This window comes from Paraburkholderia diazotrophica, from assembly GCF_038900755.1.
GTDB classification, from domain to species: Bacteria; Pseudomonadota; Gammaproteobacteria; order Burkholderiales; family Burkholderiaceae; genus Paraburkholderia; species Paraburkholderia diazotrophica_A.
Window position 1 is genome coordinate 127939 of sequence record NZ_JBBPEN010000002.1, and the last position, 16943, is coordinate 144881.

General features: G+C 62.0%; 18 protein-coding genes and 1 tRNA gene. 5 read left to right on the forward strand and 14 right to left on the reverse strand.

Features of this window, described 5'->3' with window-relative positions; translation table 11 throughout:
* The first annotated feature begins 218 nt into the window (after positions 1 to 218).
* From rsmD to AABE10_RS05900, 3 genes are all read left to right on the forward strand, one after another.
* Positions 219 to 833: a 16S rRNA (guanine(966)-N(2))-methyltransferase RsmD gene (rsmD, locus tag AABE10_RS05890; protein WP_342932372.1), complete on the forward strand. Its 615-nt coding sequence runs from the start codon at positions 219 to 221 to the stop codon at positions 831 to 833.
* 112 nt (positions 834 to 945) lie between these two features.
* Positions 946 to 1455 carry a pantetheine-phosphate adenylyltransferase gene (gene coaD / locus AABE10_RS05895; protein ID WP_087734149.1) on the forward strand — a complete coding sequence of 170 codons (510 nt, stop codon included), beginning with the start codon at positions 946 to 948 and terminating at the stop codon, positions 1453 to 1455.
* 142 nt (positions 1456 to 1597) lie between these two features.
* Positions 1598 to 1855 (forward strand): YfhL family 4Fe-4S dicluster ferredoxin, encoded by a 258-nt coding sequence (locus AABE10_RS05900; RefSeq protein WP_342932373.1) that lies wholly within the window; start codon positions 1598 to 1600, stop codon positions 1853 to 1855.
* Positions 1856 to 1906: 51 nt separating this feature from the next.
* Here AABE10_RS05900 and hisC read toward each other — a convergent pair whose 3' ends face one another.
* The 8 genes from hisC to AABE10_RS05940 form a co-directional block, all read right to left on the reverse strand.
* Positions 1907 to 2974 carry a histidinol-phosphate transaminase gene (hisC, locus tag AABE10_RS05905; RefSeq protein WP_342932374.1) on the reverse strand — a complete coding sequence of 356 codons (1068 nt, stop codon included), beginning with the start codon at positions 2972 to 2974 and terminating at the stop codon, positions 1907 to 1909.
* 31 nt (positions 2975 to 3005) lie between these two features.
* Positions 3006 to 3608, reverse strand: coding sequence for an aminoacyl-tRNA hydrolase (gene pth, locus AABE10_RS05910; RefSeq protein ID WP_342932375.1), 603 nt, complete (start codon positions 3606 to 3608; stop codon positions 3006 to 3008).
* A gap of 120 nt (positions 3609 to 3728) precedes the next feature.
* On the reverse strand, positions 3729 to 4340 hold the full coding sequence (locus AABE10_RS05915; RefSeq protein ID WP_342932376.1) for a 50S ribosomal protein L25/general stress protein Ctc: 612 nt from the start codon (positions 4338 to 4340) through the stop codon (positions 3729 to 3731).
* A 156-nt stretch (positions 4341 to 4496) separates the two neighbouring features.
* On the reverse strand, positions 4497 to 5453 hold the full coding sequence (locus AABE10_RS05920) for a ribose-phosphate pyrophosphokinase (protein ID WP_087734318.1): 957 nt from the start codon (positions 5451 to 5453) through the stop codon (positions 4497 to 4499).
* 47 nt (positions 5454 to 5500) lie between these two features.
* A tRNA-Gln gene (locus AABE10_RS05925) sits at positions 5501 to 5577 on the reverse strand.
* Between the two features lie 51 nt (positions 5578 to 5628).
* Positions 5629 to 6510, reverse strand: a complete 882-nt coding sequence (gene ispE, locus AABE10_RS05930; protein WP_342932377.1) for a 4-(cytidine 5'-diphospho)-2-C-methyl-D-erythritol kinase — start codon at positions 6508 to 6510, stop codon at positions 5629 to 5631.
* A 29-nt stretch (positions 6511 to 6539) separates the two neighbouring features.
* On the reverse strand, positions 6540 to 7172 hold the full coding sequence (lolB, locus tag AABE10_RS05935; protein ID WP_342932378.1) for a lipoprotein insertase outer membrane protein LolB: 633 nt from the start codon (positions 7170 to 7172) through the stop codon (positions 6540 to 6542).
* A complete protein-coding gene (locus tag AABE10_RS05940; RefSeq protein WP_342932379.1) occupies positions 7172 to 9013 on the reverse strand; it encodes a tetratricopeptide repeat protein in 1842 nt (613 codons plus the stop codon). The genes lolB and AABE10_RS05940 overlap by 1 nt, the downstream gene beginning before the upstream one ends.
* 87 nt (positions 9014 to 9100) lie before the next feature.
* On the opposite strand from AABE10_RS05940, the gene mutM reads away from it, so the two are divergent.
* Both mutM and mutY read left to right on the forward strand, forming a co-directional pair.
* Positions 9101 to 9931, forward strand: a complete 831-nt coding sequence (gene mutM / locus AABE10_RS05945) for a bifunctional DNA-formamidopyrimidine glycosylase/DNA-(apurinic or apyrimidinic site) lyase (RefSeq protein ID WP_342932380.1) — start codon at positions 9101 to 9103, stop codon at positions 9929 to 9931.
* A gap of 7 nt (positions 9932 to 9938) precedes the next feature.
* The gene (gene mutY / locus AABE10_RS05950; protein ID WP_342932381.1) at positions 9939 to 11084 is read left to right on the forward strand and encodes an A/G-specific adenine glycosylase; all 1146 of its coding nucleotides are present in this window, start codon (positions 9939 to 9941) and stop codon (positions 11082 to 11084) included.
* Between the two features lie 20 nt (positions 11085 to 11104).
* Here mutY and AABE10_RS05955 read toward each other — a convergent pair whose 3' ends face one another.
* From AABE10_RS05955 to AABE10_RS05980, 6 genes are all read right to left on the reverse strand, one after another.
* Positions 11105 to 11740: an LON peptidase substrate-binding domain-containing protein gene (locus tag AABE10_RS05955; RefSeq protein WP_342932382.1), complete on the reverse strand. Its 636-nt coding sequence runs from the start codon at positions 11738 to 11740 to the stop codon at positions 11105 to 11107.
* A 58-nt stretch (positions 11741 to 11798) separates the two neighbouring features.
* Positions 11799 to 12692 carry an RNase adapter RapZ gene (gene rapZ / locus AABE10_RS05960; protein ID WP_342932383.1) on the reverse strand — a complete coding sequence of 298 codons (894 nt, stop codon included), beginning with the start codon at positions 12690 to 12692 and terminating at the stop codon, positions 11799 to 11801.
* A gap of 77 nt (positions 12693 to 12769) precedes the next feature.
* Entirely contained in the window at positions 12770 to 13738 is a 969-nt protein-coding gene (gene hprK, locus AABE10_RS05965; protein ID WP_028365019.1) for an HPr(Ser) kinase/phosphatase, read from the reverse strand.
* Positions 13739 to 13997: 259 nt separating this feature from the next.
* Positions 13998 to 14513 carry a PTS IIA-like nitrogen regulatory protein PtsN gene (gene ptsN, locus AABE10_RS05970; protein WP_342933073.1) on the reverse strand — a complete coding sequence of 172 codons (516 nt, stop codon included), beginning with the start codon at positions 14511 to 14513 and terminating at the stop codon, positions 13998 to 14000.
* 310 nt (positions 14514 to 14823) lie between these two features.
* Positions 14824 to 15183, reverse strand: a complete 360-nt coding sequence (hpf, locus tag AABE10_RS05975) for a ribosome hibernation-promoting factor, HPF/YfiA family (RefSeq protein ID WP_342932384.1) — start codon at positions 15181 to 15183, stop codon at positions 14824 to 14826.
* A 173-nt stretch (positions 15184 to 15356) separates the two neighbouring features.
* Positions 15357 to 16874: an RNA polymerase factor sigma-54 gene (locus AABE10_RS05980; RefSeq protein ID WP_342932385.1), complete on the reverse strand. Its 1518-nt coding sequence runs from the start codon at positions 16872 to 16874 to the stop codon at positions 15357 to 15359.
* Positions 16875 to 16943 lie beyond the last annotated feature (69 nt).

The following is a 16943-nucleotide window of genomic DNA, read 5'->3' on the forward strand; positions in this document are numbered from 1 at the left end:
TTTATCAGGCGCTTCCGGCGCCGTCGTGACGGCGTGTCATTGGCACCGCCACAGGCGGCATCGCGCACCAGCCGGTGAACTTCGGCGAAGGCCACCGCGCGCGTGTGGTAACGTGGGCGCTCCGGCCCGCCTGTCGACGAAGCCCACGCGATCTATCGATCCCGACGCGTTTCGACCGCATCCGCGACAGGCAGGCGCACGCTCAACACACGAACCGCATGCCCCGTACTTCCCCTGCACGCGCAAGAAGCGCGCCGTCCGGCCGTGGCCAGGCGCACACCATTCGCATCATTGGCGGCGACTGGAAACGCACGCCGCTGCCCGTGATCGACATCGACGGGCTGCGTCCGACGCCCGACCGCGTCCGCGAAACGCTGTTCAACTGGCTCGGCCAGCGGCTTGACGGCCAACGCTGTCTGGACCTTTTCGCCGGCAGCGGCGCGCTCGGCTTCGAGGCCGCGTCGCGCGGCGCGGCGCGTGTGCTGATGGTGGAGCGCAACGCGCGCGCGGCGGCGCAGTTGCGCGCCAATCAGGCCAAGCTGTCGGCGAGCGCGATCGAAATCGCCGAGGCGGATGCGTTGCGTCTCGCCGCAAGCCTCGCGCCCAGCTCGTTCGACGTGGTCTTTCTCGATCCACCATTCGGCGAGGATCTGCTGGGCCGCGCCCTCGAGGTCGCCGTACCGCTCGTAAGCGCGGATGGCTTTCTTTATGTCGAGTCCGGAGAATCGCTCGACGCTGCTGCAAACGCGGCGCTCGAAGGCTGGACGCTGATCCGCGAGGGAAAGGCTGGCGCCGTCCGCTATCATTTGCTGCAACGCGAAAATGAGGAATAATGCGCGTTCATAACAAGCGCCGGGCGGCTTGCCGCTGAACGCGCGGTGTCGTTGTCGGACAGGTCCTGCGGGCGTTCCGGCACGCTTCTAGTCTGTAGAGAGGAGAAATCCCATGGTAGTCGCCGTGTATCCCGGTACGTTCGATCCGCTCACGCGTGGTCACGAGGACCTCGTGCGCCGCGCATCGAGCATTTTCGACACGCTGGTGGTGGGAGTGGCGGATAGCCGCAACAAGAGGCCGTTCTTTTCGCTCGAAGAGCGGCTCGACATCGCCAACGAGGTGCTCGGCCACTATCCGAACGTGCAGGTGATGAGCTTCAAGGGGCTATTGAAGGATTTCGTCCGCGTCAACAACGCGCGCGTGATCGTGCGCGGCCTGCGCGCCGTATCGGACTTCGAGTACGAGTTTCAGATGGCGGGCATGAACCGCTATCTGCTGCCGGACGTCGAGACGATGTTCATGACGCCGTCCGATCAGTATCAGTTCATCTCGGGCACGATCGTCCGCGAGATCGCCCAACTCGGCGGCGACGTGAGCAAGTTCGTATTCCCGTCGGTGGAAAAGCGGCTGCAGGACAAGGTCGCGGCAATGGAGCAGGCGCGGGCGGCGGCGCAACCGTGATCTCTGTCGCCCGACGGAGCGCTGCGTTCTCGTAGTCGATAACCGGATGCTGAACGTGGTCAATCCGACAGGCGTAAAATTGCAGATTACGGAATGTTAGCCGGCATGCGCGCGACGCGCGCCGGCATGAAGTGAGAACAGCATGGCCCTGATGATTACCGACGAGTGCATCAATTGCGACGTTTGCGAGCCCGAGTGCCCGAACGACGCGATTTCGATGGGCCCGGAAATCTATGTGATCGATCCGAAGAAGTGCACCGAATGCGTCGGCCATTTCGACGAGCCGCAATGCGTGCAGGTGTGTCCCGTCGAATGTATTCCGCACAATCCGGAACATCTCGAGACGCCGGAACAGTTGATGACGAAGTACAACGCGCTGCAGGCCGCAAAGAGCGCGTGATCTCACCCAAAGCGGCGCTCTGGGCGCGCCGCTTGTCTTGTTCTCGGCGTATCAGCCGACGATCTCCTTCAGCGCATTCAAGAGCGTGTCGCACTCGGCATCGGTGCCAATCGAAATGCGCAGATGCTGATCGATGCGCGGCGCCTTGAAGTGTCGCACGAAGATTTCCTTTTCCCTGAGCCGCGCGGCAAGCGTCGCGGCATCGTATCCGGCGTGACGCGCGAACACGAAATTCGCCGATGACGGCACGACTTCGAAGCCGAGCGCGGTCAACTGCACAGTGAGCCGTTCGCGGCTTGCGATCACTTTCTCGGTGCAATCGCGGAACCACGCGTCGTCCGTGTATGCGGCCGTCGCGGCGGCTTGCGCGAGACGGTCGAGCGGATACGAGTTGAAGCTGTCCTTCACGCGATTCAATGCATCGATCAACGCAGCATCCCCGAAAGCAAAGCCGACGCGCATGCCGGCGAGCGAGCGCGACTTCGACGTCGTATGCACGACGAGCAGATTCGGATACTTGCCGATCAGCGAAATCGCAGACTGCGCGCCAAAGTCCACATACGCTTCATCGACGACGACCACCGAATCGGGATTCGATGCGACCACTCGCTCGATGTCCGATAGCGGCAGCGCGTGGCCGGTCGGCGCATTCGGATTCGGAAAGAGGATGCCGCCGTTCGGCTGCATGTAGTCGTCGATGCGAATCTTGAACGCGTCGTCGAGTGGAATCGTCCGATACGCGACATCGTAGAGACGCGCGTACGTCGGATAGAAGCTGTATGTGATACCGGGAAAGAGAATCGGCTTATCGTGCTTCAGAAGCGCCTGAAATACGGTCGCGAGCACTTCATCTGAGCCGTTGCCCGCAAACACCTGATCCGCCTTCAGTCGATGATGCGCGGCCACCGTCTCACGCAGCACGCGCGCAGTCGGATCGGGATAGCGGCGCAACGACTCGGCGTGCTCGCCCAGTTCGTTGCGGACCGCGCTCACCACGCCGGGCGACGGCGGATACGGATTCTCGTTGGTGTTCAGCTTCACGGGATGCGCAAGCGCGGGCTGTTCGCCCGGCTCGTACGGCGTCAGCCGATGAACGATATCGCTCCAGTAGTGGCTCAAGCTTCTCTCCTTTGCCCCGACGCGCGCCGCGTCAGGGGTTGCGATGCAGCTGCATCATCGCGCGTTCGAGTTCGCCCTTGACGACGGTCGGCATCACGGCAAGCGCGCGCTCGATCGACGCGTCGATCAAGTCCTGTTCTTCCTTGCGCGGCGGCTTCAGCACGAAGTTCGCGACGTCCGGTTTCGCGCCCGCGCGTGCGCTCTCGGGAATCAGGTCGCGCGGATGGCCGATTCCGATACGAAGTCGCCAGTATTGCTGCGTCGACAGATGCGCGGAAATGTCCTTCAGCCCATTATGTCCGCCGCTGCCGCCGCCGAGCTTCAGCTTGACGGTGCCGGGCGGCAGATCGAGTTCGTCGTGCGCGACGAGAATCTGATCCGGCAAAATCTTGAAGAAATGCGCGAGCGCGACGACCGATTGACCCGAACGGTTCATATACGTCTGCGGCTCGAGCAGATGCACTTCTTCGCCATACAGACGCACTTTCGCATAGAAGCCGTGAAAGCGCCGTTCGTCGCGCAACATCGCGCCTGCTTCGCGCGCGAGTTGGTCGACGAGCCAGAAGCCGGCGTTGTGGCGGGTCGCGGTGTATTCGGCGCCCGGATTGCCGAGCCCGACGATCAGCTTGATCATGTTCGAGTGAGCCGCGCGGCACGCACGCGGCCTGGAAAAAATCGAAAAAAAACCCGCCGGGGCGAACCGCGGCGGGTTACGTCGACCGTTCCATGGAAACGGATCGAGAGGATAGCGGCCTTATTCGGCAGCCGGCGTTTCGCCTTCAGCCGATGCTTCTTCCGACACGGTACCGGCAGGAATCGGCGCCGAAACGATCACCGGGTTTTCTGCTGCGAGGTGCGCAACGAGTGCGACGCCAGCCGGCAGAACGATGTCCGCTGCGTGCAGCGATTGACCTGCTTCGATCTTCACCAGATCGACTTCGATGAACTCCGGCAGAGCGGCCGGCAGGCATTCGACTTCGATTTCGTTGATGACGTGCGAGATCACCGCGCCACCCAGCTTCACAGCCGGGTTGGTTTCCTGGTTCAGGAAGTGCAGCGGCACCTTCGTGTGAATCTTCTTGTTCGCGTCGACGCGCTGGAAGTCCACGTGCAGAATGATCTGACGGAACGGGTGGTATTGCACGTCGCGCAGCAGAACCTGTTGCGACTTGCCTGCCACTTCCAGGTCGAGGATCGACGAGTGGAATGCTTCTTTCTTCAGTGCGTGAAACAGCGCGTTGTGATCGAGTTCGATCAGTTGCGGTTCGCCGGCGCCGTACACGATACCCGGGGTCTTGCCCGAGTTACGCAGGCGGCGGCTCGCACCCGTACCTTGCAGATTACGCTCGAAAGCGATGACTTTCATTTGATTCTCCATTATCTGCCCGCGACCAGGCAGCAAGACGGGGCCTGCATACCTAAAACCGGATTAACGGCCCCAGACACGACGGCGTGAACCTTCGTCCGCTCACGCCGAAATGCAAAAGCGCCGCATTCGTCATGCGGCGCCTTCGCGAATACTTTAGCTTTCCGCGAACAGCGACATCACTGAGTCGCCGCGACGGATACGCGAGAACGTTTCGGCCAGCAGACCTGCGCTCGTCAGCGAGCGGATCTTCGGGCACGAGCGGGCTTCTTCGCCGAGCGGGATCGTATCGGTCACGACGACTTCGTCGAGTGCCGACGCGGCAATGCGCGCGCCAGCACCGCCCGACAGGACCGGGTGCGTCGCATACGCGAAAACCTTCGTTGCGCCGCGCTCTTTCAGCACTTGCGCTGCCTTGCAGAGCGTGCCGGCCGTATCGACCATGTCGTCCATGATCACGCAGGTGCGGCCTTCGACTTCACCGATGATGTTCATCACTTCAGCGACGTTCGCTTTCGGACGACGCTTGTCGATGATCGCCAGATCGCAGTTCAGCTGCTTTGCAAGTGCGCGGGCGCGGACCACGCCGCCGACGTCCGGCGACACGACCAGCAGGTTCTCGTGATTCTGCTTGCGCAGATCACCGAGCAGCACGGGCGTTGCGTAGATGTTGTCGACGGGAATGTCGAAGAAACCTTGAATCTGGTCAGCGTGCAGATCCATTGTGATGATCCGCTCGACGCCAGCGATTTCCAGCATGTTCGCCACGACCTTCGCCGAGATCGCGACGCGCGCCGAACGCGGGCGGCGATCCTGACGGGCATAGCCGAAGTAGGGGATGGCTGCCGTGATCCGGCCGGCGGATGCGCGCTTGAGCGCATCGACCATGATCATCAGTTCCATCAGATTGTCGTTCGTCGGCGCGCACGTGGACTGCAGGACGAAGACGTCCTTGCCACGAACGTTTTCCTGAATCTCGACCTGGATCTCGCCGTCCGAGAAACGGGAGACCATTGCTTTACCGAGGGGAATACCGAGGATCTTGACGACTTCCTGTGCAAGCGCCGGATTTGCGTTGCCAGTAAAAACCATCAGGCCGTCATGGCTGCTCATCATGCACCTGCTTCAGGCTGTGGGAGGCGAGGAACTGCGAGAATTTTTGGCAGGGGAGGAAGGACTCGAACCCTCGAATGCCGGAATCAAAATCCGGTGCCTTAACCAACTTGGCGACTCCCCTACACTAACTTTGAGCTTCGCTGAACATGTAGGCTATTCAGCGCCGCGAAACTTATGCCGCGAAAGCGAAGAGTGGATGCGTATCCAGACTTGCCGTAACTGCACTGTTCCATTCGACGGGCAGTTTGGCTTGCGCCGCAATTGCTTCATCTTTGCTACGGAACGCTGCAAAAACGCTTGCGCCTGATCCCGTCATCCGCGCCGGCGCGATGTCGTCAAACCATCGAAGCACCTGCGCGACTTCCGCGTATTTTCCCGCGACAACCTGCTGCATGTCGTTCCGGCCGAAGCTGTCCGGCCATTCTGCGCTGCAGCTATGCTGTGCAAGAAAGTCTGCTATTGTGAGGGCTTTTGTATCTCTTGTCAACGTTTTTTCGGAAAAAATCGCTGAGGTTGGGACGTGAACCCTCGGTGTCACCACCAGAAAGTGGCGCGGCGGCAATTGTACCTGCTCAAGTTCTTCTCCGATACCCTCAGCGAAGGCATTTTTTCCGAAGATAAAGAACGGCACGTCGGCGCCCAGTTTGACTGCGAGCGCCTGCAATTCCACGCGCGGCAAGTCGAGCTTCCACAGACGGTTCAGCGCGAGCAGCGTCGTCGCCGCGTCGGAGCTGCCGCCGCCCAGGCCCGCGCCCATCGGCAGGCGCTTGTCGACCTCGATGTTCACGCCGAGGCGCGTGCCCGTGTGCTCCTTGAGTAGCTTCGCTGCCCGCACGGTGAGGTCTGCGTCGGCGGGAACATCGACGATCTCGGTGCCACGCGTAATCGCGCCGTCGTCGCGGCGCGTGAAGTGCAGCGTGTCGCCCCAGTCGAGCAACTGGAACACCGTCTGCAATGCGTGATAGCCGTTCGGCAGACGGCCGGTGATGTGCAGGAAGAGATTCAGCTTCGCCGGAGCGAGACAGTCGCGCAGCGAGTCGTTCGTTTCGATCATGAGTCTTTGCGAGGAGCGCGTGCGCGCAGTTACTGGTCGAGCACGAGCTTGATGTCGAGCGGCGGTTCGGAACGTTCGAGATTGACGCGCTTCACGCCGGTTGCGGGCGCATCGGCATAGGCGAGATAGTCGATCGTCCAGCCGTCCTGTTGAATCTGCTTCAGATGCGATTGTTGCTGCGGATCGCTTTCGGTCGTCGCCTTCGACGTCGGCGCGACGGACGGCTGCAGCCAGTAGCGCAGTCCTTCGACGGGCAGCGTGAAGCCGAGCGCATTCTGCATCAGCGTAGCGACGTTGTCGGCCGTCATCGGCTGACGGTTCGGCAGTTCGAGCGTCGCGGTCGCCGGCGACGACGTCACGATCGCCATGGTCTGTCCGAGCGGATTGCGCAATTGCACGGTGACAGTGTCGCCGCGCTCCTGCCAATCGAAATTGCCGTAGGCATTGCGCTGCTGGCCGTTCTGGTCGACGTACTGAACGGCAAAACGGCCGTGATACGCGCGGGCCGTCTGCGCGGTGACAGCCGTTGCGGCATTCGACGTGGATGGGCCCTGCGGCTTGACGGAAGCACAGCCCCCCAAGGCGACGACGGCTGCGGCTGCGAGACCCAGCGCCGCGCGGCGCGGCGCTGGACTTGAAAACACGAGACGGGAAAAATGCATCAGAGATCGTTCACCTGAAAACGTTTGAGCGTTTTTACGAGTGTGTCGTTGTCCGGTTCGAGCTTGCGCGCATCGCGCCATGCCGCGCGCGCCTGGTCTTGATCGCCGCTCTTCCACAGCACTTCACCGAGATGCGCGCCGATTTCGGCGTTCGGCTGCAGGTCGTAGGCCTTGCGCAGCAGATTGATCGCATCCGTCGTATCGCCGAGTCGGTACTTGACCCAGCCGACGCTATCCATGATGAACGCATCGTTCGGCGCGAGCGACAGCGCCTTCTCGACGAGCTTGTCCGCTTCCTGCAGACGCTGGTTGCGGTCCGCGAGCGAATAGCCGAGCGCGTTGTAGGCCTGCGCGTTATCCGGTTGCGTGCGCATCAGCTTGCGCAGCTGCGTTTCCATCACGTCGAAATGGCTGTTCTTTTCCGCAGCCATTGCGTAGTCGTAGGTGAGATCCGGATCTTCCGGGAAATCGCCCGTGGCTTGTGCGAGCCGCGTTTCGGCTTCCGAATAACGCTTCGCGTCGAAGAGAATGGCGGCGTCGGTGCGCGCGATCAACGCCTGATCGCGCGGGTCCTGTGGGTGAATGCCCGCCAGCAGCTTGCGCGCGTCATCGGCTTTGCCCTGCTTTTCGAGCAGCTGCGCGCGCGTGATCTGAGCGGGGACGTACTGCGTGCTGGTCGGCGAGATCTTGTCCAGCCAGCGGCCCGCCGCGTCGTTGTCCTTCTGTTCGAGCGACAGTTGCGCGAGATAGATATACGCCTGACCCGCATCGGCGCCCGGCATTTTTTCGGCTCTCTGCGCGTACTGCTGCAGATAGTTCTGCGCTTCGGGCAGATTCTTTTGCTGGATCTTGATGAGCGCAAGCGCCATCAGCGGCGTCAGATCGTTCGGGTTGTCCTTCTGCATGTACTCGAACTGTTTCTGCGCGTCGTCGAGGCGATCGCTCGCGAGGTACATTTGCGCGAGCGCGAGCCGTGCTTCGTGCGACTTCGGATTGGCCTTGACGTACTTTTCCAGCGACTCGATGCCTTCCTTGCGTTCTTCCGGTCCCATCTGCGAGAGCAGCAGCGCGGCGGGCAGATAGTCGGGCTTGAGCTTGAGCGCCTGTTCGAGCGACTTGCGCGCGCCGGGCGCATCGTCGGCGAGAAGCTGCTGACGACCCATCGCGAATTGCGCTTCCGGGCGGTTCATGTCGTTCGCGAGCAGATCCTGCAGCACGTGCAATCCGCCCACGCGATTCGGCCCGCGCGAAATCAGCAACTGCAGCGCGAGAATGCCGTTGCCGCGATTTTCCGGCGCGATCTTCGCGAGTTCTTTCGCGAGCATCGGCTTTGCGTCATCGGGCTTGCCCGACAGCACGAGCAGCGATGCGTCGAGTTGCGCGGCGCGCTCGGACGTCGGCGCATATTGTTGCCATAGTTGCGCCGCCGTCAGCGCATCCGACGGGCTCTGCGCGGCGAGCGCGATTTCCGTCGCGCGCTGCGCCATGCGCGGATCGTGCGTGTCGCGAGCGAGCGAGAGATAGGTCTGATACGCGGGCGCGGGCTGATTGCGCTGCAGCGCGACTTCTGCTGCGAGCACCTGGAAGACGATCTGGCTCGTCAGCGCAACGTTCGGCAGATTGTTCTTTTCTTCGGCGGATTCCGGGCCGAAGGCGTCTTGCACGGAGACGGCATTGTCATCCGTATCGGGCGACGGATCCTGAGCATGCACTGGCGATGCGGCGAGCGCCCAGACAGCCAGAGCGGCCACACCGAGCAGCCGGCGTGGGGAAACAGCGTGCGGCACGCTGTTCACACCAGTCCGGCGCTTGAAAAACTGCGTAACGAAGGACAGGTTCATACAGATCCGTTCAATGTTTCGGACGATTGTAACGCGCTCGCTACAATAAGCGCATAACCACGGACGCAAGTTGCAGACCAGTTAGACATGCCAGAGTTGCCAGAAGTTGAAGTTACGCGACGCGGAATCGAGCCGTTTGTCGCCGGGCGGCGCGTCGAGCGCGTCGACGTACGCACGCCCGCGCTGCGCTGGCCGATTCCAGCCGGTTTCGCGCGCCTGCTGCATGGCCGGCTGGTCCACAAAGTGGAACGGCGCGGCAAATATCTGCTGTTCGAGATCGACGAGGGCTGGTTCATCGTGCATCTCGGCATGACGGGGACGCTCAGAGTGCTGCGCAACGTGCCGCATCCGCCGGCAGCCGCAAAGCACGATCACGTCGACTGGGTGTTCGACGACTTCATTTTGCGCTTTCGCGATCCACGTCGCTTCGGCGCTGTGTTATGGCACCCGCGCGCGGCAGGCGACATTCTTGATCATCCCTTGCTGGCAGCGCTCGGCGTCGAGCCGTTCGCGCCGTCTTTTTCGGGTGCGCTGCTGCATCGTAAGACGCGGGGGCGCAAGGTATCGGTGAAGCAGGTGCTGCTCGCAGGTGAAATCGTCGTCGGCGTGGGCAACATTTACGCATCCGAATGCCTGTTCCGCGCCGGCATCCGGCCGACCACGCCAGCCGGACGCATCTCGCTCGTTCGTTACGATCTGCTTGCAGACGCCGTGCGCGCCACGCTCGCGTCCGCGATCGAAAAGGGCGGCAGCACGTTGCGCGATTTCGTCGGCAGCAATGGCGAGAGCGGCTACTTCCAGCTCGACTATTTCGTCTATGATCGCGCGGGTCTGCCATGCCGCGTGTGCGGCACGCCGATCAAACAGATCGTGCAGGGGCAACGCTCCACTTACTACTGTCCGACCTGTCAGCGCTGAATCATTCATGTCCGCTTCCGCTTCCTCGACCGTTTCCGCGGCTGCCTCTTTGAGCGCATCTGCGACCGACTGCTCGACAGCCACGATACCCGCTCTGTCCGATTTCTCTGTGCGCCTGATCGCATGGCAGCGCGAACATGGCCGTCATGACCTGCCGTGGCAGAACACGCGCGATCCATACCGGATCTGGCTGTCGGAGATCATGTTGCAGCAGACGCAGGTGTCGACGGTGATTCCGTACTACGCGCGTTTTCTCGCGCGTTTCCCCGATGTCACCGCGCTCGCCTGCGCTCCTGCCGACGACGTGATGACGCTATGGGCCGGCCTCGGCTACTACACGCGCGCGCGCAATCTGCATCGTTGCGCGCAGGTCGTCGTGGAACAGCACGGCGGCCGGTTTCCCGAATCGGTCGAAGCGCTCGCGGAACTGCCGGGGATTGGACGATCGACGGCGGCTGCGATTGCATCGTTCGCATTCGGTGCGCGCGCGACGATTCTCGACGGCAACGTGAAGCGCGTGCTTGCCCGCGTATTCGGCGTCGAAGGTTTTCCGGGCGAGAAGAAAGTCGAGAACGGCATGTGGCTGCTCGCGGAATCGCTGCTGCCCGTGAACGCAACCGACGATGACGTGAGCGCGTACACGCAAGGCCTGATGGATCTCGGCGCGACGCTGTGCGTGCGCGGCAAGCCCGATTGCGCGCGCTGTCCGTTTGCGGTGGACTGCGTGGCGAAGGTGACGGGCCGTCAGCGCGAATTGCCGGCGGCGCGTCCGAAAAAGACCGTACCGACGCGTCGCACGTGGATGCTGCTGCTGCGCGACGGCGATACCGTGATGCTCGAAAAGCGTCCGCCGTCGGGCATCTGGGGCGGCTTGTGGAGTCTGCCGGAAGCGGCGGATGAAGCGGCGCTCGCCCAACTCGCGCGCGACTTCGGCGCGAGCGCCGATGTATCGCCGCTCTCGCCGCTCACGCATGTGTTCACGCATTTCAGGCTGGATATCGAGCCGCGTCTCGCCGAACTCGATCGCTCGTCAAGCGCCGCGAATGCGCGCGACGCCGGAACCGTGTGGATGTCGCTGAATGAACTCGACGCGTATGGCGTGCCGGCTCCCGTGCGCAAGCTGCTGGAAGGCCTGCAGGGTTCGCTGATCTGATCGGCGCGAGCAATAACGGCTTATAGCAACTGATGCTGCTGCATGTAGTGATGCACGACGTCGATGCGCGCGCCGGCGTCTTGCAACTCCATCAGTTTTTGCCGCGCCTTCAACGCGATCGGCAGCACTTCCGACAAACGGTTCGATACCCATGTGGGATCGTCGAGCCTGAACGGTTCGATGAACGGAAGACTTTCCGGGTCGCGCTCGCGTATGGTCGCGATGATGCGTTCGAGCACTTCCGCGCACGCGCCGAATTTCTCCATGTGCCCGGTGCCTTCGAGCGGCAAGTCGCCGCCGATCGGCTCTGCCATGCCGACCAGCAAGCCGCTCGATTCGACGCGATGCGACAGCAGGCGAAACCGTTCTGTGCCGCGCGCGCGAATCAGCAGCATGCCGAACTCGTCGACATCGCACACGTCGATTTCCGCGAGACAGCCTATCGCTTCCGGCACAGAAGGTTCGTTGGGCTGCGCGACTTCCGCACCGCTTTTCAGCAGACACACGCCAAACGGCGTCTTGTCGCGCAGACAGTCGCGCGCCATGTCGAGGTAGCGGGCCTCGAAGATTTTCAGAGGCAGCAGTCCATCGGGAAAGAGGACGGTGTGCAGTGGGAAAAGCGGCACATCGGCAAGCACTGACGGTGTAGAGGACATGGCGCAACGCTTCGGTTAGGGCCGCCTCGAGCGGCCGGTCAAGCCACCATCGGAGACCTCAGGCGACCAGTTTCGATGAGTCGTCGACGTCGATCGGCGCATCGCGATGCCGCACTATCACGTTCGCTTCGCTCGCGAAACGCGCGGCAAGCGTTTCGGCGATAAATACCGAGCGGTGCTGTCCGCCCGTGCAACCGATCGCGACGGTCAGGTAACTGCGATTGTCGTCGCGGAAATGCGGTAGCCATTTCTGCAGGAACGACTCGATGTCGGCCATCATCTGCTGGACGATCGGCAATGCATCGAGGAAATCGATGACGGGCTTGTCGAGTCCCGTCAACGGACGCAACTCGCGGTCGTAGTAAGGGTTCGGCAGCGCGCGCACATCGAACACGAAGTCGGCATCGAGCGGCACGCCGCGCTTGAAGCCGAACGACTCGAACATCAGCGCGAGGCCCGTGTGCTCCTGCTCGATAAAACGCTTGACCCATGCGCGCAAGACGTTTGCCCGCAGGTTGCTGGTGTCGATCTGATGGCCGAACTCGGCGAGACCTGCGACCAGCTCTCGCTCGCGTTCGATCGCTTCCGCAAGCGATGTCAGCACGCCGACGTCGGCATCGTGCGCGGGCGAGCCCGACAGCGGATGGCGGCGGCGCGTTTCGGAAAAGCGCTGGATCAGGGCTTGCGTGCTGGCGTTCAGGAACAACACCCGCACGTCGTGCTGGCCGGCGAGATCGCGGATCATCTGCGGCATGTCTTCGAGCGAGGCGCCCGAGCGTGCGTCGATCGCGACCGCGAGCTTGTCCTGGCCGTCGCTCGCGATGTACGCGGCGAGTTCTGGCAGAAAGCGCGGCGGCAGATTGTCGACGCAGTAGTAGCCCGCGTCTTCGAGCGCGTTCAACGCAACAGACTTGCCGGAGCCGGAGATGCCGGTGATCAGGATAATGCGCATGGAGTCGAGGAATCCGTTGAGTTCATCATAGCATCCGGTGCGAACCGCTGTGCCGGTACGGCTTCTCGTCCATCGCGTCAGATCAGCTTGCCGGGAAACTGGCTGTCGGGGTCCTGCATCGCGAGACGCTGGCGATCCATGAAGTCGCGCAAGGTATCGATGCCGCGCAGTTGCAGGATCGTGTTGCGCACGGCGGCCTCGACCAGCACCGCGAGGTTGCGGCCGGCCGCCACCTGGATCGTGACCTTGCTGATGGGCAGGCCGAGCACGTCGACGGTCTGGCTCTCGAGCGGAAGACGCTGGAATTCGCCGTCCGGTCGGCGTACCAGCTGCACGATCAGCTTCAGCTTCATCTTCCGGCGCACGGCCGTTTCACCGAAGATCGTCTTGATGTCGAGCAGCCCCAGGCCTCGTACTTCAAGCAGATTCTGAAGCAGGGGTGGGCAGCGTCCTTCGACGAAGTCCGGGCCGAGGCGCACGAAGTCGACGGCGTCGTCGGCGACGAGACCGTGGCCGCGGCTGATCAGTTCGAGGCCGAGTTCGCTCTTGCCGAGGCCCGAGTCGCCCGTGAGCAGCACACCCATGCCGAGGATGTCGAGGAACACGCCATGCAACGTTGCGCGCGGCGCGAGAATGCGCGACATATAGAGGCGCAGGCTATCGATCACGGCTGCCGGCGACATCGGCGTCGTGAAGAGCGGCGTCGACGAACGCGTGCAGCGCAGGACCAGTTCCGGCGGCGCGGCGACGCCGCCCGCAACCACCAGGAACGGCGGTTCGAGCGCGATCAGCTCGGCCATGTGGCGCGAACGGTCCTCGTCAGATTGACGCTGGTAGTAATTGGTTTCGGCATCGCCGAGCACCTGGATCCGGTTCGGGTGGATCAGGTTGAGGTGGCCGACGAGGTCGGCACTGGACGTTGCAGTCGCAACCGTTTCCGCCGAGAAGCCGCGCTCCCAGCCCTCATGCCCCGTCAGCCAGCTGAGCTTCAGCGCGGCGGCGTTGTCGTCGAAAATGCTTTGGGCGTTGATGCTGGACGTATCCATGAATCCCTGACTCCCTGACCTCATATGTGCCGCTGTGGTGCTGCCCTGGTGCTGCCGTAGTGCCGCTGCGGTGCGCTCTGCCCGTTGCCCGGTCTGTTTGCCTGCTCGCTATCCGCTTGTGACCCGCTGGTCGCGCGTTCCGCCCCGCTTCGCGCGGGATGTGTTCGGTTCGCCGCGACGCCCCGCTCACGGGACGATCGCCGCGTGCTCCGGACGTGGCCGCGTGCTCTTCTCACGGACAGTGCGCCACGCCGACACGTCAAGGTTGCCACTGAGTGAGCAGGCGATGCAATGCCTCCGGGTCCTGTTCCGTGTGCAGCCGTTCGCGCGCTTCGCGGTCCGACAACAGTTGGGCGATCTCCGACAGGATCTCCAGGTGTTGCTGCGTCGCCTGTTCCGGGACCAGCAGGAAGATCAGCAGCGAAACGGGCTGGCCGTCGGGCGATTCGAACGGGATCGGTTCGGACAGGCGCACAAACGCGGCGAGCGGCTGCTTGAGGCCCTTGATACGGCCGTGCGGGATCGCGACGCCTTCGCCGAGTCCCGTCGAACCGAGACGCTCGCGCGCGAACAGATTGTCAGTCACTGTGCTGCGGGCGATACCGTTCTGGTTTTCGAAGATCAGGCCCGCTTGCTCGAATACGCGCTTCTTGCTGGTAACCGAAAGACCGACGACGACGTTTTCGAGGGGAAGATATTTGGCTAAACGATTCATGTTGGCAGGCGCAAAGGTCGCCTGGATTCTCCTCGCTGTGGCGTTTGAAAAGCGTTCCATGCGTGGCAACTGCTCATAGCGGACACAACGATGCGCAATGAGCCCCACCCCTGAGATCCGCAACGACCCCTTTGTGCAGGACTCGGGCTGGACAAAACCCCTAAAGGCAATCGATTCATTATAGAACAGGGTTGCAACAGATGGTGCGCCGCGCCATGAGCGAAACGACGAGTCGTCCACTATCGCGTGTGCGGACGCGAACGTTCGCATGAAACGCGGTGCACGGGCAATCGATTGCGACGGGCTACTCAACGAAAAACCGCCCGATGTCGGGCGGTTTCGCGGGGAAGAAAGTAACTTCCGTATCTGCTTATTGCGGCGGCACTTCAGGTTGCGCCGCCACCGGCTGATACTTGATCGCGTCGTGCTGATGGCCTTGCAGGCGATCCTTGTGACGAATGACTTGCCGATCCAGCTTGTCGATCATCAGGTCGATCGCGGCGTAAAGGTCGCCATCGCAGCTTTCGACGAAAATGTCCTTGCCTTTCAGATGCAGGTTGATTTCAACCTTTTGTCTCTTTTCCTTTTCCTTGTGGTTGTCGACCGAGAGGACCACATTGCCATCGATCACCTGATCGAAATGTCTTAGCACCCTGTCTAATTTGGTGATCACGTATTCTCGCAACGCTGGCGTTACATCGAGATGGTGTCCACTGATCTTCAGATTCATAGTGCTTCTCCAAGCTAGTGGCCGCTTGGTCCGCATGAATCGCGCGAGCGCCGGTCGATTGTCGCGACTGCCACGCCGTCCCCCGTTGACAGGCTACTGGCAGGTCGCATCGGCCAGCCTGCTCCGCCATACAGCGGCGCGGCCGGAAAATACCCGCCACAGGAGGCAGCGGGCTACAGAGACTTGCGCAGATTGACTGCCGGGATTTTCAGTGCTTCGCGATACTTCGCAACTGTACGGCGCGCTACCACGAAACCCTGTTCTGCCAGCAGTTCGGCAATGCGGCTGTCTGAAAGAGGAGATTTGGTGTCTTCTGCTCCTATCAGTTGCTTGATGAGTGCGCGAATGGCCGTGGAAGAGGCCGCGCCCCCCGTGTCGGTGGACACGTGCGATCCGAAGAAGTACTTAAATTCAAGCGTCCCGAACGGGGTGAGCATGTACTTGCCGGTTGTCACACGCGAGACCGTCGACTCGTGTAAACCCAGCGTATCAGCTATTTCCCGCAAAACCAAGGGGCGCATGGCAATTTCGCCGTGGGCAAAAAAGTTCTTTTGACGTTCGACAATCGCCTGGGCGACACGCAGAATCGTCTCGAAACGCTGCTGAATATTTTTGATCAGCCAACGCGCTTCCTGTAGTTGTTGCCGCAGCGAACCGCTGCCCGGATCGCCGCGATTGTTGCGCAGGATATTCGCGTATAGATGGTTGATGCGCAGCTTCGGCACGACTTCCGGGTTCAGTTCGGCCACCCATCCCTGTGCCGTTTTGCGTACCATGATGTCGGGCACGACGTAGTCTGCTTCTGCCTTGCCGTACGAAGCACCTGGGAAAGGTTCGAGCGAGCGGATCAGCGCGTGGGCTTCGCGCAAGTCGTCGTCGCTGGCCTTCAGGTATTTGCGCAGCCGCGTGAAATCGCGTGCGGCGAGCAGTTCAAGATGATGCGCGACGATATCGAGCGCAAGCGTGCGCGTCGGCGACGGCTCGAGTCGGCACAATTGCAGACGCAGGCACTCCGACGCCGAACGCGCGCCGACACCCGCCGGATCGAAGCTATGCAGCAACGCCAGTGCCGCGTTCAGTTCGTCGGTATCGACTTCGAGTTCTTCGGGAAGATCAGCGAGAATTTCATCGAAGGTGGCCGTCAGATAGCCGTCGTCGTCGAGCGATTCGATCAGGAACGTGACGAGCGCGCGGTCGCGCGGGCTCGCCTGTGTCACGCGCAATTGCGCCGTCAGGTGATCGCGCAGCGTCGTAGTCGATTCGTGGATTTGCAGCGGCGGCAGATCGTCGTCATCCGACGCGTTACCCGAACGGCCGTAGTCGTCGAGGTTCCATTGCGTCGAATCTGCGTTCGCATCCGAGCCCAAGCCGTTGTACTCGTCGACGCCCTGCGGTTCGCCGCCATCGGCGCTCTCGCTGGTTGACGTCGACGAAGCGGACGGCGGCGCGCTCGACATTTCCTCCGGCGCGGTGTTCTGCGACGTCTGCGCGATCACGGACCCGTCGGCGGCGACGCGCAACGGACTCGCGATCCAGTCGTCCTCCGCTTCGAGCAGCGGATTCTGAGCGATCGCCATTGAGACTTCCTGTTGCAGCTCAAGCGTAGACAGCTGCAGCAGCCGGATGGACTGCTGCAGTTGAGGTGTCAGCGCAAGATGCTGCGACAGGCGGAGTTGGAGGCTGGCTTTCATGGCAAGTTGTGAATCATTGTAGAGAGTTTGCCACGACCGCGATACATTGCGACACCCGCAAAAACGCGC

Bases quoted from the DNA above. Each gene is read 5' to 3' on its own strand.
- AABE10_RS05980 (WP_342932385.1), bottom strand. From the start codon at position 16,874: ATGAAAGCCAGCCTCCAACTCCGCCTGTCGCAGCATCTTGCGCTGACA.
- AABE10_RS05955 (WP_342932382.1), bottom strand. From the start codon at position 11,740: ATGTCCTCTACACCGTCAGTGCTTGCCGATGTGCCGCTTTTCCCACTG.
- AABE10_RS05920 (WP_087734318.1), bottom strand. From the start codon at position 5,453: ATGAGCAGCCATGACGGCCTGATGGTTTTTACTGGCAACGCAAATCCG.
- mutM (WP_342932380.1), top strand. From the start codon at position 9,101: ATGCCAGAGTTGCCAGAAGTTGAAGTTACGCGACGCGGAATCGAGCCG.
- ispE (WP_342932377.1), bottom strand. From the start codon at position 6,510: ATGATCGAAACGAACGACTCGCTGCGCGACTGTCTCGCTCCGGCGAAG.
- lolB (WP_342932378.1), bottom strand. From the start codon at position 7,172: ATGCATTTTTCCCGTCTCGTGTTTTCAAGTCCAGCGCCGCGCCGCGCG.
- mutY (WP_342932381.1), top strand. From the start codon at position 9,939: ATGTCCGCTTCCGCTTCCTCGACCGTTTCCGCGGCTGCCTCTTTGAGC.
- rsmD (WP_342932372.1), top strand. From the start codon at position 219: ATGCCCCGTACTTCCCCTGCACGCGCAAGAAGCGCGCCGTCCGGCCGT.
- AABE10_RS05915 (WP_342932376.1), bottom strand. From the start codon at position 4,340: ATGAAAGTCATCGCTTTCGAGCGTAATCTGCAAGGTACGGGTGCGAGC.
- rapZ (WP_342932383.1), bottom strand. From the start codon at position 12,692: ATGCGCATTATCCTGATCACCGGCATCTCCGGCTCCGGCAAGTCTGTT.
- coaD (WP_087734149.1), top strand. From the start codon at position 946: ATGGTAGTCGCCGTGTATCCCGGTACGTTCGATCCGCTCACGCGTGGT.
- ptsN (WP_342933073.1), bottom strand. From the start codon at position 14,513: ATGGAACGCTTTTCAAACGCCACAGCGAGGAGAATCCAGGCGACCTTT.
- AABE10_RS05940 (WP_342932379.1), bottom strand. From the start codon at position 9,013: ATGAACCTGTCCTTCGTTACGCAGTTTTTCAAGCGCCGGACTGGTGTG.
- pth (WP_342932375.1), bottom strand. From the start codon at position 3,608: ATGATCAAGCTGATCGTCGGGCTCGGCAATCCGGGCGCCGAATACACC.
- AABE10_RS05900 (WP_342932373.1), top strand. From the start codon at position 1,598: ATGGCCCTGATGATTACCGACGAGTGCATCAATTGCGACGTTTGCGAG.
- hprK (WP_028365019.1), bottom strand. From the start codon at position 13,738: ATGGATACGTCCAGCATCAACGCCCAAAGCATTTTCGACGACAACGCC.
- hpf (WP_342932384.1), bottom strand. From the start codon at position 15,183: ATGAATCTGAAGATCAGTGGACACCATCTCGATGTAACGCCAGCGTTG.